Source organism: Streptomyces sp. NPDC093097, assembly GCF_044754325.1.
Classification (GTDB): Bacteria; Actinomycetota; Actinomycetes; order Streptomycetales; family Streptomycetaceae; genus Streptomyces.
Genome location: NZ_JBIVOW010000004.1, coordinates 90,874 through 103,214, shown reverse-complemented (window position 1 = coordinate 103,214; position 12,341 = coordinate 90,874). Strand labels below are relative to the sequence as shown.

Below are 12,341 nucleotides of genomic sequence, written 5' to 3'. Positions count from 1 at the left end.
GGGTCGGAATTTGGGCGCACTTCTTCCCCGGTCGCCCGGCCTTCCCGATTTCGGGTTTCGCGAGCGAGATGGGGTTCCCATCGTCAACGAGCGTATCCGGCATTCACTCGAACGCACAACCCGAACTCCTGCTCCGCTGAAGGGAGTTGGCCTCTCCGTTTCTCGAAGTGCCGCATGTGGGGCGGAACTTGATCATTCGAGGCAAGTTGGACACCGGGCTGAAGCGGTCTGGGTGATCAAGCTCGATCAACTGTTGGTTGACGCTGCTGCGCTTGTCAAATTAGCATCGTGGTCCACACCGTGCGATCGGCATGGGACTCCGAGGGAAGAGCAGGCGGCGCGTGGAGACAGGTGAGGAGTTCGGGCCTTGGTTGGCCCGACAACTCAAGCTCGCAGGGAAGACACAGGCTGAACTGGCCGACGAGCTCAAGCTGACTCGGGCCGCTGTGTCCGCATGGATCACCGGCAGGTCGACGCCTCGCCCGACCGTCATGGCGGACATCGCCAAGGCGCTCGGCACGGATGTGGGCACGGTGCACACCCGCACCACCGACACCCAAGCCGGCCTCCCGGTCACCTGGTACCACCGCCCCGGCTATCCCGACGGCGGCCGCGACCTGGGCAATGCCGCCGCCTTCGCCTTCGACGCCGACGTGCAGGTCCTCGCGCGAGAGACTTGTCAGAACAGCCTGGACGAGCGGCTGACGGAGAACGGCCGCCCGGTCAAGGTCCGCTACACCCTGCACGAGATCACCGGCGAAACCTTGGACGCCTTCCGTGACGCGATTCTCTGGAAGGATCTCTTTCCGCACTACTCCGCCGTCTCGGAGACCGCAGGTAACCAGAAGGTCGGTCGGGTCGTGGACGCCGGGGTGCGCGACATGTACGAGAAGGGCCGCTTGGTCCTGCTGCGCGTCGACGACTACAACGCGTCCGGGCTCATCGGCGACGACTACGCGGACGGCAAGTTCGCCGCCGTGGTCAGACGCCAACTGGAGAGTCTCAAGTCCGGTCCCGGCGCGGGTGGTTCGTACGGCTTGGGCAAGGCGACGCTGTGGGCCACCAGCGCCCTCGGGCTCGTGCTCATCAACTCCACTCTCTCCGTGCCTCACGAGGGACGTACCGAGCGACGGGTCATCGGCCGTCTCGAACTGCCCTGGCGTGAGGTCGACGGCGAGTCGTACGCAGGCCCCGCCTGGTTCGGTCGCCCTGATCCCGACTCGCCCGCGGCCATGGTCGCCCGTTCCTGGTGGGCGGACGAGGAGACCGTGGAGAGCCTGCACCTGACCCGGGAGAACGACGAACCCGGTACGTCCTTCCTCATCGTCGGTGCGCACGATGTGGCCGGCCTCGCGGCGAACTCCTCCGATCCCGACGACGGGTTCATCGGCGACGAGGAGGGCGATGAGGACACGCGTGACATCCACACGATGCACGCCCGACTGGTCGAAGCACTGGGGCGTGACTTCTGGGCCGCGATGACCGGCGGGGGCAGCAAGCTCCCCCTCCTGGAGGTCTCTGTCCGTGCCCTGCGGAACGGCAAGGAGGTCGTGGCGGAGCAGCAGGTGGACCCGACCGTCGAACAGCCCTCCCGGGCCCGTGCCCTGAGGGCCCACTACGAGGGCACCACGGTGGATCGCCTCACGGAGGCCGGGCAGGTGGCGGCGCGGAGCGTCCCGCTGAAGCTGCCGTTGTCCGGAGGCGCCCATGGGACGTTCGGTACGCACCAAGCGGTTCTGCTCGTCACCGAGGCCGAGGGGGACCGGGACGGGGCGAAGAACCGGATGCACTCGCTGCGCGGCAATCGCATGACCGTCAAGAGGACCGTGGTCCCGAGGCTGCCGATCAGCACCAACCCTTTCCAGGCCGTTCTGCTGGTGGGGGAGGCAGCCGGAGAGACGGCCCCCTTCGCGAAGGAGGCCGAGGAATTCCTGCGTGCGGCGGAACCTCCCGAGCACGACCGTTGGGGGCAGACGGAAGAGCTGACACTGCGTTGGTCACCGTCCGCGTACCGGCGGATCAACGCGCTGACCGCCGAGGCCAACAATGCGGTGAGAGAACTTGTCGCACGGCCGAAGCGCAGCAGCAGTGAAGGCGGTGAGGCCCTGCGCAAGGCGTTGACAGTGCGAACGAGGCCCAAGGCCAAGGCACCCACCGGCCCGGTGGTTCCGGTCCTGGACGGGCTCGACGCGACGGTCGGGGACGGCGGGGAGTGGCAGATCACCGGCGAAGTGAGCATCCCGCGTGGCGACGAGATCGTCCCGATGATGCCGGTGGCCCAGCTGGACGTTCGCTCGGGGGGCCGCCCGAGGCTGGACTGGGCGGAACTCGTGGGCGTCGAGGGCTGCGAAGCGGAGGACGGGATACTGCGCTTCACATCCGGCGCGCGGCGTGCGAAGTTCCGAGGAACCACCGACGTCACCAGCCACCCGGTCAGGACCGCTCTCACCCGTCTCGTCGTCGAACTCCGTGCCGGCAAGGGGGAATGACGCGTGAAGTTCTACCCGTACAAGCGGCTCAACCGGCCGGTCGCGCTCAGAGTGACCTCGGTCTCCCTCAAGCTCTCCGACGGTACCCGCGACCAGTTGGAGACCACCGCGTACTCGACCCAACAGCAGGCTGTCGCGCTCGGCGTCGCGGGCCACACGGACTGGGTGACCGCCACGATCGGTCTTTCGGTGACGCTGCCGCCCGGGGCGAACGCGCCGGACGCGCCCTGGTCGGATCCGTGTGTCCTCGCCGTGCTGACGGACGGCGAGACCAATGTCCGTACTTCTGCGAATCTCACGCTCGACGCGGAGGACGGCCGGGACTGGTCCGGCTCGCTGGAGGTGTTCCGTGACGATCACCTGGGTCGGGCCTCCCTCGCCGTGTACGCCGTCGGGACAGTGGAGGGAGTGAGCGGACGGTCGATCGCCGAGACCGACCGGAGCTGGATCATCGACACGGTTTCCGACGAGCCGGTCCGTGGGCTCCGACTCGACGTCCAGAAAGCGTCGTTCAAGAGAAGCTCCCGGGAGTGGCTCCAGGCCTACGCGGACGCGCCCTGGATCGTCGACACCTCGGCCAGAGTCCCCACCGTGTTCGTGAACACCGATGTCGAAGGTGTCATCGATCTGTTGGACAGCAATGGGTCGGGTGTGGACAGCAAGGTGCGTGACCTGCTGGTCGCCCAGATGGCCACCGACGTCTGGACCGCGGTGTTTCACGGTGCCATCGGCGATCTGGAGGTGGAACCCGGTGGCGGGCCGGTCTTCCCCACCGACTGGCAGGGCGAGGTGCTGCGGGAGATGCTCCCGGACGTGATTCCCGGCGTCCATGTCGAGGAGGCCCTACGGCAGGTCCATCGCCGGCGCACCGGCGACTCGGGCTGGGTGGAGCTACAGACGCGTATCCATTACGCGGCGGTCCGCCGCGCCGATGCCACCAAGGCGCTTGCCTTTGCCATCCGCAGCCTGGAACAGATGAACCGCGAGAGTGAGACGTGATCACCCAACCGAACCACGTACCGGAGCGCCTGGGGCTGCTCGCCACCTCCGCCGTCGATCCGTTCCTGACCGAGGAACTACTCAAGGGTGAACAGATTCACGGCGGCATCGATCTCGCCAAGGTCGTCGAGCCGCTCCCCGAGGACGACGCCAGGTGGTGGGTCGAGCCGATCCGGAGCCTGGTGGAAGACGCCATGTTCGAGTTCCGGGAGGACCGCACCCGAGCCGACGCATGGCTCGCGCCACGGCTCCATGCCACGCTGCGCCTGACGCGGCGAGAAGCGGCGGACAAGCGCCTGTGGAACCACCTCGCCCTGGCTGTGGCCCCGGACTATGCGGTCTGGCGGCACCTGTCGGAGCCGACGGCGAACAGGCCGGAAAGGCGCATCGCTACCGAGCGCTTCCGTGGCCCTGCGGACCGTCAGTGCTTCTCCCGTCTGTGGTGGGCGGCCGAACTCTTCAGGAACGGGTCGGACTACGAGCCGGTCGAGGTCGCCTGCGGAAATCAGGACCTCATCCACACCGTTCTCCGGAGCGAGTTGATCGATCACCGTCCCACCGCTCAGGCCTTGGTCCGCCTTCTGAAGAGCGGCCAGGTCTCCGGCGGGCGAGAGGTCAACGGCCTCAGCGTCGCGATCAACGCGGCGGGAGCGACCTTGATCTACGACATCCTCGCGCCGGACCAGCCCCGCGACCCCGCCCATCTGCGGGACTGGATCGCGGAAGCGGAATCGGCGCCACCGGTCGAGCGGCACGAACTCCCGAACGGGCCCGACGAGGACCCTGTCCCGGAGGAATCCGTGGCCGCGCTCACCAGCTACTTCGCGGAGCTGTTCGAGACTGCGCCGGTCAGGGGCAGGAAGAGCGGGGATTGACCTGGGCCGTCCTCGGACTACTTCGCCGATGCCTTCTTGCGCTTACGAGGGCGCACGGAGGAAGGGGGCGGCACCTGGTCCTCGGGGCGCGGGCAGCTGTCGGTGCAGGCGTCGGTGGCCCCGCAGCCGTTGCTTCGCAGCTTTTCCCGCTGTTCCTCCGTGGCCGGCTCCCACGGCTTCCTCAACGCCTCCGGGTCCGGCCTGGGGAGCCCTAGCGCGGCGCTCAGCAGGTGTGCACCGAACAGGGGCGGTACGGCGTTGCCCACCTGCTGGGCCTGTGCCGTACCGGACCACGGATAGTCCGGCGGGAAGCTCTGCAGCATCCCGGCCTCGTTCATGCTGAACCGCGGTCCCTCGTGGACGATGTTCTCGTCGAGGTGCTCGAAGACCACGAAGCGGGAGATGCGGCCGGTGACGGTGGCGGCGGGCTGCTGGTCGGTCCGCACTCCACGCCTCCCCGGGTTCCCGGAACTGCCGTAGTTCGAGCGGACCAGGAACGGCTTGAGACGCCCCGGATGCGAGCCCACCGGTTTCGCGAGGGCCTCCCGCATCGATCTCCAGGGCCGCAGGTCCGCGTCGTTCTTCGACGCGGTGGCGCCCTCGTAGAGAGTCGGCTGATGGACCTGGTCCGCAGCCTGGTCGGGTTCGCTCGTCCCGTTCTTCCGGTTCCACTCCTTGGCTTCATAGGAACGGTGGGTCGGGGCGGGGAGCGAGGGCTTGCCGAGCCCTTCACGCCGAGCGATCAGTACCGCACGGGATCGTGTCTGAGGCACCCCGTAGGTCTCGGTGTCGAGGACGTCGACGACGACCTTGTACTTGGTCTTGTCGGGGAGCCCCGTCTTCTCGAGCACCTCGGCGTAGTGCTCCCAGAGCGGTGCCACCGCGGGGACCTGTTCCAGGACGATGACGTCGTACGGGCGGTGCTCCCGATTCGGGCTCCTGGTCGCCTGAATCGCGTATCGGAGAGGTTCGAGGACCAACGCGGTGCGCGGATCGGTGAGGGTCTTCAGGTCCTTGTCGACATCCTGGTCGGACTCGCCCGCCATCAGCCGCTCGATGTACTTCTTGACCCGGTTCAAGGCTTGGCGTCCGGCGCCGTGCCCGGCCACCGAGTACGTCTGGCACGGAGGGCCACCTGCGAGCACGTTGATCTCCGGCGGCAGGGACTCGAAGGAATCCCTGCGTACCGCGCTCACGTCGGCGTGAAGGGTGTCCAGCCCGGCCGCGTACCGCGTGAGGCACGCACTTTTGTCCCACTCGATGCCGAGGCTCGGGATGTCGAGCGTGTGCCCAGCGACATCCAGCCCTCCGGGTCCTGCGAAGAGGTCCAGGACAAAGGGCTTGTCGAGGATGGACTGGTGGTGCGCCGAGCTGGTCATGTGGCGGAAGTTTAGCCGGCCGCGGGGACTCCCGGATCCCCGTTCAACGCTTCGGCGACAGCCCGTCCCAGCGCCTCTCCGACCGGCGGCGGGGTCGCGTGCCCGATCTGGCGGTACCGGGCGGTCTTGAGGCCGGAGATCCCCCACGCTTCGGGGAAGCCTTGGAGGAGGGCGGTCTGGTCCACCGTGATCCGTACCAGTCCGTCGTCCCCGAGTGACGGATCCCACGTGAAGTCGGGGCCGGGCGGCTCGTTCCCGAACGACTTCGTGTAGACCCCCATCCGTCGCCACTTGGCCTTCGTGCCGCTCGGTCCGAAGTCGGGGCCTCCGTGCGTCTTGGATCCGCCCACCAGGGTCGGTGCCACACTCGTCGCCTGGGCCGCCCAACGGTCGGCGTCCGGCCAGCCGCAGGAACGCATCGACGGCGCCAGCGCCTCTCCGACCGACACGTGTTCGTGGACGCTGGGTAGGGGCGGTCGGAAGGCACTCGCCCACTGCTGCTTGACGGCCACGAGGATGCCTTGCATGCGGTCCTGGGGCACTCCGAAGTCGGTAGCGTTCAGGATGAACCAGGTCAGTGCGTAGCCGAGGTGCTCCAGCTCTTCGCGGAGGAAGTCCCGTATCGGCGCCAGGGAGTCCTCGTCGACCAGGGTGGGCACGTTCTCGATGATCAGCGCACGTGGCTGGACGGCATGGACCAGATAGGCAGTCGCCTCGATGAGGCGTAACTCGGTGTCCGACGACTGGCGCGTCGCTGTCGCACTCGACCTCCCCCTGGGGAGACCGGCAGCCAGCAGATCGACGTCGTACACCTCGGGGTGGTCCACGGGGTCGAAGTCGAGGAGGTCCGTTTTCAGCACGTTCCAATGCGGCCGGTTGGCTTTGAGCGTGTCGCAGGCAGACGTCTCGTTGTCCAGGAGGAGTCGAGGCGTGAAGCCCGCTCGTTCCAGCCCCAGAGCGAGTCCACCCGCCCCCGAGCACACATCGACAAAGGTCAGCCCACTCAACGATTCCTCCCCCGTCCCCGCTGGGTCTTTCGCCGCTCAACCGCCGCCGCGACACGGAGAGCCACGTCATCCGGTGCTTCATGCTCCCAGAAGCGCAGTACCTCCCAGCCGGCTGCTACGAGGTGCTCTGTGGTCTCCGTATCACGCGCCATGTTGCGGTCCAACTTCTGCCGCCACCACTCTGCGTTCGACTTCGGCTGCGTCGCGTGTTCGGGGCAGCCGTGCCAGAAGCATCCGTCGATCAGGACAGCTACTTTGACCGAGGTGAACGCCACATCGATCCGGCGTCGCGCCATGCCCGGTACCGGGTACTCCACGCGGTAGCGCAGGCCGGCCGCGTGCAGGAGGCGTCGGACCAGCAGTTCGGCAGCCGTGTCCTTGCTCGCCTGCCTGCTCATGCGCGCGGAGACAGAGGGCGACGACGGCTTCATTGTGCCCAAGGCGGCTGTGCCTCACGATCGTGGCTCGGTCCCGACGACAGCCGAGTCCGTGGTGGTCGAGCCGTCGGACTACGGCTGTCTTCTCGATTCCATCATGGGGCCGAGCGCTGCCGCACCGGATTCCGCCTGCCGGGCCGTACCACCGATGCAGGCAGCCTCAGGCATTGCCGTGTCGGCCTGTCGCCCGTTTCAGGCCCCCGGGCCGCTGTGACAGGCGTCGTAGTTCTGAGTGGGCCCACTCGTCATGCGTAGGTCTCGGGTTTGAATTCCGGAGGCGGCTCTGGGAAAGCCCAGGTCGGACGATGTCTGGCCTGGGGGTTTTGTGTTGGGGCGGGAGGGGTGGGGGTCAGGGGAGTTCGGCTTCTATGAGGGTGGTGGCTCGGGGGGTGCCGGGTTCGGTGGCCAGGTGGTTGCGGATGCGGGTGCGGTGGTGGGGGAGGTGCGGGTCGTGGAGGAGGGAGAGGAGGGCCGCGCGGAGGGACTGGGGGGTGGCGGTTTCCCTGGGGAGGTGGCGGGCGATGCCGAGGCGGGCCAGCAGGGCGGCGTTGCCGAACTGGTCGGCGGCCTGGGGGACGGCGACCATCGGGACGCCGCGGGCGAGGGCTTCGTGGGCGCTGCTCGCGCCGGCGTGGGTGACGAAGGCGTCGGCCTGGTCGAGGATGGCGCGCTGGGGGACCCAGGGGTGCACCTCGATGTTGGCGGGGATCTCGCCGAGGGCGGCGGGGGCGATGTTCGGGCCGGTCTGGAGGACGACGTGCCAGTCGGGGAGGTCGCCGAAGGCGGCGATGCAGGCGCGGTAGAAGTCCGGGGTGTTGGTGAAGAGGGTGCCGAGGGAGATGAGGAGGAGGCGTTTGCGTTCGGTGCCTGGGGGACGGGACCAGGGGGCTTGCGGGGGGCGGTCGTTCCAGCAGGGGCCGGTGAAGCTGTAGAGGGTGGGGTCGACCCGGTCGGGGTGGGGTTGCAGGAGCGTGGAGATCAGCGCGAGGCAGCGGTCGGGGCGGCGGGCGGTGCGGCCGGGGCCGAGGGGGGCGGCGCTGTTGGCGAGCCAGGCGTGGGCCTGGTCTTCCCCGGTGGGCGGTTCGGCCGCCAGATCCTCCTCGTAGCCCTGCCAGGGGACGGCGTGCGGGGAGAGCTGGACGGCGGGGATGCGCCAGCGGTCGGCGAGGGCGCGGGCCGCGTAGGCCATCGGGTCGTAGAGGACCAGGTCGGGGCGGTCGTCCCGGTAGGCGGCGAGGAGTTGGGGGAGGGAGCGGCCGGCGTCGGCCAGGAACAGCCGTAGGTGGTCGGTGAGTTCGCCGCCCCAGGCGGTCGGGTCGTCGGGGGCGGGGAGCATGGTGGTGTACGTCCTGGGTTCGGCACCCGTGGCGGCGACGGTGTCGGCGAAGGACGGGGGGATGGCATAGGTGACGCGGTGGCCGCGGGAGACGAGTTCGCGGATCACGGCGAGGCTCGGGTTGATGTGCCCGTGGGCCGCCACGCTGAACATGGCGAGATGGGCGGGGCGTTGGGAGCGCGAGGGCTTCTTCATGGGGTGAGGGGTGGGGTGGTGGGGCGGCAGGTGGCGTAGGTGGGGAGGAGGCCGCGTCGGTGTACTTCGGCGAAGGAGGGGGCCTGGGCGTCCTTGGGGGAGAGGACGGGGGTGAGGCCGGAGGGCCAGGCGATGGCGAGGTCGGGGTCCAGTGGGTGGATGCCGTGTTCGCGTTCGGGGGCGTAGCCCTCGGAGCAGAGGTAGACGACGGTGGCGTCGTCGGTGAGGGCCAGGAAGGCGTGGCCCAGGCCCGCGGAGAGGTAGACGGCGCGGTGGTCGGTGTCGTCGAGGCGGGCCATCTCCCACTGGCGGAAGGTGGGGGAGCCGGTCCGGACGTCGACGATGACGTCCAGGACGGCGCCGCGGACGCAGGTGAGGTACTTCGCCTGGCCCGGGGGGACGTCCGCGAAGTGGACGCCGCGGCAGGCGCCGCGGCGGGACACCGAGAGGTTGGCCTGGGCCAGCGGGAGCGTCTGGCCGGTGGCCGTGCGGAAGGCGTCGCTGCGGAACCACTCGTGGAAGCTGCCCCGTGTGTCGGTGAAGACCTCGGGCTCATGGATCCAGGCGCCTTCTATGGACAGGGGTCGCATGCGGGCCTCTCGGCTTTCTGGGGGAGGGGGAGGGGGAGGGGGAGAGGAAAGGGGAAGGAGGGCGGATGGGGGTGTGGGTGGGGGGACTTGGGGTCCGTTTCTGTGGTGGTGTGGCTGGTTGTGGTCCCTGTGGTCCTTGTGGTCCCTGTGGTCCCTGTGGTCCCTGTGGTTTCTACGGCCTTGGTGACGCCTGAGGCCCCTGCGCTACCTAAGACCTCTGCATCACCTAAGACCCTGGCATCACCTGAGACATCTGAGACCTCTGCGGTCCTTGCGCCTCCTGAGACCCCAGTGGCCCTTGCAGCCCTTGCGCCTCCTGAGACCCCGGTGGCCTTCGCGGCCCCTGCGCCTCCTGAGACCCCTGCGCCTCCTGAGACCCCTACATCACCTGAGACCCTTGCGGCTCCTGCGGCCCCTGCACCCCCCGCGGCGCTGGGGTGGAGTGTGGGGAAGGCCTCGGCAAGTGCCGTGCGCCAGTGGCGGATCGGGGGCATGCCGGCCGCCTGCCAGCGGTCGTGGGCGAGGGCGCTGTAGGCGGGGCGGGGCGCGGGGCGGACGTAGCGGTCGCTGGTGGTGGGGCGCACCCGCGCCGGGTCGGCGCCGAGCAGGCGGAAGACCTCCTGGCAGAGGGCGAACCAGGTGGTCGCGCCGCCGCTGGTGCCGTGGTAGACGCCGGGTGGGGCGGTGCCGGCCAGGGCGCGCCGCCCCAGCTCGGTGAGGTGGTGGGCGAGGTCGCCCGTCCAAGTGGGCTGTCCCCACTGGTCGTTGACGACGTCGACGGTGGGGCGGGTGCGTTCCAGGTCGATGGCGGTGCGGACGAAACTGCGTCCGCCCGCGCCGTACAGCCAGGCCGTGCGGATCACATGGCCGGTGTCCGGCAGCAGGGCGCGCACCGCCTGCTCGCCGGCGAGTTTGGTGCGGCCGTAGGCGGTGCGCGGGGCGGTGCGGGCGTCCTCCGGGTACGGGGTGCGGGCGTGCCCGTCGAAGACGTAGTCCGTCGACACCTGGAGCAGGACGCTGTGCGCGGTGCGGCAGGACTCGGCCAGGACGCGGGGGCCGGTGGCGTTGATCGCGAGGGCCTCGGCCTCGTGCTCCTCGGCGGCGTCGACGGCCGTCCAGGCGGCGCAGTTGACCACGACGGCGGGGCGGTGGGCGGCGAAGGCCGCGCGCACCGCCTCCGGGTCGGTGATGTCCAGGTCGCGGCGGGTGGCGGCCACCGCGGGCCGGCCCGCGGCGGCGAGCCGGCGCAGGACGTCCCGGGCGAGCATGCCCTGGGCGCCGGTCACCAGCCAGGGACGGTCCCGGTGTGCGGTCACAGTGCCGCTCGCTCCTTCAACGGCTCCCACCAGGCGCGGTTCTCGCGGTACCAGCGGACGGTCTCCGCCAGGCCCTGGGCGAAGGGCACGCGCGGGGCGTAGCCCAACTCCTCGCGGATCTTGGTGCAGTCGACGGAGTAGCGGCGGTCGTGGCCCTTGCGGTCGGCGACGGGCTGCACGCTGCTGTCCCAGTCCGCGCCGAACTGCTCCAGCAGCAGTGCGGTGAGTTCGCGGTTGGTCAGTTCGGTGCCGCCGCCGATGTTGTAGACCTCGCCGGCGCGGCCGCGGGTGCGGACGAGCTCGATGCCGCGGACGTGGTCGTCGATGTGGAGCCAGTCGCGGACGTTGCCGCCGTCCCCGTACAGCGGGATCTTCCGGCCGTCGATGAGGTGCGTGACGAAGAGCGGGATGGCCTTCTCGGGGAAGTGGTGGTGGCCGTAGTTGTTCGAGCAGCGGGTGACCCGGACGTCCAGGCCGTGGGTGTGGTGGTAGGACAGCGCCACCAGGTCGCCGGCGGCCTTGGCCGCGGAGTAGGGCGAACTGGGCCGCAGCGGGTGGGTCTCGGGCCAGGAGCCCGCGTCGATCGAGCCGTAGACCTCGTCGGTGGAGATCTGCACGAAGGTGTGGATGCCGGCCCGGTGGGCGGCGGCGACGAGGGTGTGGGTGCCCAGGACGTTGGTGTGCACGAACGTGTCACCGCCGTCGATCGACCGGTCCACGTGCGATTCGGCGGCGAAGTGCACCACCTGGTCGTGCTCCGCCATGAGCGGGTGGACGGTCGCCGGGTCGCAGATGTCGCCCTGGACGAAGCGGAACCGCGGGTGGGCGCGCACCTCGTCGAGGTTGGCGGGGTTGCCGGCGTAGGTGAGTTTGTCCAGCACGGTGATCGTCACGTCGCCGGGGCCTTCCGGGCCGAGCAGCGTACGGACGTAGTGGGAGCCGATGAAGCCGGCTCCGCCGGTCACGAGTATCCGGGTCGTCATGGGGAGTTGCGCACCTTGGTGTGGTCGGAGGGGCGGGCGGTGGTGGCTGCGGTCGCCTTGGCGGGTCTCTTCGACGCGGCGGGTGGGGCGACGATCGCCGTGAGGAGGTGGTGCGGGGTGGCCAGCCAGGTGCCGTCGAGGACGGTGGGGGCGTCGGCCGCGGTGCCGTCCGGTGCGGCGCGGAGGATGTGCGCGCGGAAGGTGCCGGCCGGGTGGAGGGCGAGGGTGGCTTCGTGGAAGCCGAGCCAGGCGCCGGTCAGCGGCGACCAGACCTTGTAGACCGCCTCTTTGGCGCAGAACAGCAGGCGGTCCCAGCACACGGCGGCCTCGCTCTCCCGTAGGGCGCGCTGGTTCTCGCGTTCTTCCGGGAGCGCGATGCGGGCCAGCATGCCGGGGGGCAGCGGGAGGTGCGGTTCGGCGTCGATGCCGAGGGCGCGGGCGTCGGCGGCGCGGGCGAGCGCGGCGGCGCGGTAGCCCCGGCAGTGGGTGAGGCTGCCGACGATGCCGTCGGGCCAGCGCGGTGCGCCCCCGGGGCCGGGCAGCAGCGGCCCGGGGGGTACGCCGAGGCGCCGGCCCGCGCGCCGGGCGCAGTGCCGCACGGTGGCGAACTCGCGGCGGCGGGCCGGCCGCATGGCGGCGGCCAGCCGGTGCTCCTCGGGGAACAGCGCGGCCGACGGGTCGTCGCCCAGGGACTCCACCGCCGCGACATGGTCCGGCAGTATCCGTGCGAGCACC

10 protein-coding genes and 1 pseudogene are annotated in these 12,341 nt (G+C 69.9%); 3 read left to right on the top strand and 8 right to left on the bottom strand.

Going from position 1 to position 12,341, the window contains the following annotated elements; genetic code table 11:
* Nucleotides 1-311: 311 nt before the first annotated feature.
* From ACIQE0_RS08240 to ACIQE0_RS08230, 3 genes are read left to right on the top strand one after another with little or no spacing between them, the layout of a single operon-like run.
* Nucleotides 312-2,489: a helix-turn-helix domain-containing protein gene (locus ACIQE0_RS08240; protein WP_402329933.1), complete on the top strand. Its 2,178-nt coding sequence runs from the start codon at nt 312-314 to the stop codon at nt 2,487-2,489.
* Nucleotides 2,490-2,492: 3 nt separating this feature from the next.
* The gene (locus ACIQE0_RS08235) at nt 2,493-3,488 is read left to right on the top strand and encodes a hypothetical protein (protein ID WP_402329932.1); all 996 of its coding nucleotides are present in this window, start codon (nt 2,493-2,495) and stop codon (nt 3,486-3,488) included.
* Nucleotides 3,485-4,363 (top strand): DUF6339 family protein, encoded by an 879-nt coding sequence (locus ACIQE0_RS08230; RefSeq protein ID WP_402329930.1) that lies wholly within the window; start codon nt 3,485-3,487, stop codon nt 4,361-4,363. The genes ACIQE0_RS08235 and ACIQE0_RS08230 overlap by 4 nt, the downstream gene beginning before the upstream one ends.
* A 17-nt stretch (nt 4,364-4,380) precedes the next feature.
* Here the strand turns inward: ACIQE0_RS08230 and ACIQE0_RS08225 are convergent, their stop codons facing one another.
* The 8 genes and pseudogenes from ACIQE0_RS08225 to ACIQE0_RS08190 form a co-directional block, all read right to left on the bottom strand.
* The gene (locus ACIQE0_RS08225) at nt 4,381-5,742 is read right to left on the bottom strand and encodes a DNA cytosine methyltransferase (protein WP_402329928.1); all 1,362 of its coding nucleotides are present in this window, start codon (nt 5,740-5,742) and stop codon (nt 4,381-4,383) included.
* A gap of 11 nt (nt 5,743-5,753) precedes the next feature.
* Nucleotides 5,754-6,749, bottom strand: coding sequence for a DNA cytosine methyltransferase (locus tag ACIQE0_RS08220; RefSeq protein ID WP_402329926.1), 996 nt, complete (start codon nt 6,747-6,749; stop codon nt 5,754-5,756).
* Entirely contained in the window at nt 6,746-7,147 is a 402-nt protein-coding gene (locus ACIQE0_RS08215) for a very short patch repair endonuclease (protein WP_366339150.1), read from the bottom strand. The genes ACIQE0_RS08220 and ACIQE0_RS08215 overlap by 4 nt, the downstream gene beginning before the upstream one ends.
* A 388-nt stretch (nt 7,148-7,535) precedes the next feature.
* Nucleotides 7,536-8,717, bottom strand: coding sequence for a macrolide family glycosyltransferase (locus ACIQE0_RS08210; RefSeq protein ID WP_402329924.1), 1,182 nt, complete (start codon nt 8,715-8,717; stop codon nt 7,536-7,538).
* Entirely contained in the window at nt 8,714-9,307 is a 594-nt protein-coding gene (locus tag ACIQE0_RS08205) for a dTDP-4-dehydrorhamnose 3,5-epimerase (protein ID WP_366339146.1), read from the bottom strand. The genes ACIQE0_RS08210 and ACIQE0_RS08205 overlap by 4 nt, the downstream gene beginning before the upstream one ends.
* Nucleotides 9,308-9,744: 437 nt before the next feature.
* Nucleotides 9,745-10,575: pseudogene (rfbD, locus tag ACIQE0_RS08200) on the bottom strand (dTDP-4-dehydrorhamnose reductase); the annotation flags it as partial.
* Nucleotides 10,576-10,619: 44 nt separating this feature from the next.
* Nucleotides 10,620-11,606, bottom strand: coding sequence for a dTDP-glucose 4,6-dehydratase (gene rfbB, locus ACIQE0_RS08195; RefSeq protein ID WP_402329922.1), 987 nt, complete (start codon nt 11,604-11,606; stop codon nt 10,620-10,622).
* The gene (locus ACIQE0_RS08190) at nt 11,603-12,340 is read right to left on the bottom strand and encodes a 4'-phosphopantetheinyl transferase (protein ID WP_402329921.1); all 738 of its coding nucleotides are present in this window, start codon (nt 12,338-12,340) and stop codon (nt 11,603-11,605) included. Before ACIQE0_RS08190 ends, rfbB begins: the two co-directional genes overlap by 4 nt.
* Nucleotide 12,341: the final 1 nt, after the last annotated feature.

Bases quoted from the DNA above. Each gene is read 5' to 3' on its own strand.
- ACIQE0_RS08240 (WP_402329933.1), top strand. From the start codon at position 312: ATGGGACTCCGAGGGAAGAGCAGGCGGCGCGTGGAGACAGGTGAGGAG.
- ACIQE0_RS08225 (WP_402329928.1), bottom strand. From the start codon at position 5,742: ATGACCAGCTCGGCGCACCACCAGTCCATCCTCGACAAGCCCTTTGTC.
- ACIQE0_RS08215 (WP_366339150.1), bottom strand. From the start codon at position 7,147: ATGAGCAGGCAGGCGAGCAAGGACACGGCTGCCGAACTGCTGGTCCGA.
- ACIQE0_RS08210 (WP_402329924.1), bottom strand. From the start codon at position 8,717: ATGAAGAAGCCCTCGCGCTCCCAACGCCCCGCCCATCTCGCCATGTTC.
- ACIQE0_RS08205 (WP_366339146.1), bottom strand. From the start codon at position 9,307: ATGCGACCCCTGTCCATAGAAGGCGCCTGGATCCATGAGCCCGAGGTC.
- rfbB (WP_402329922.1), bottom strand. From the start codon at position 11,606: ATGACGACCCGGATACTCGTGACCGGCGGAGCCGGCTTCATCGGCTCC.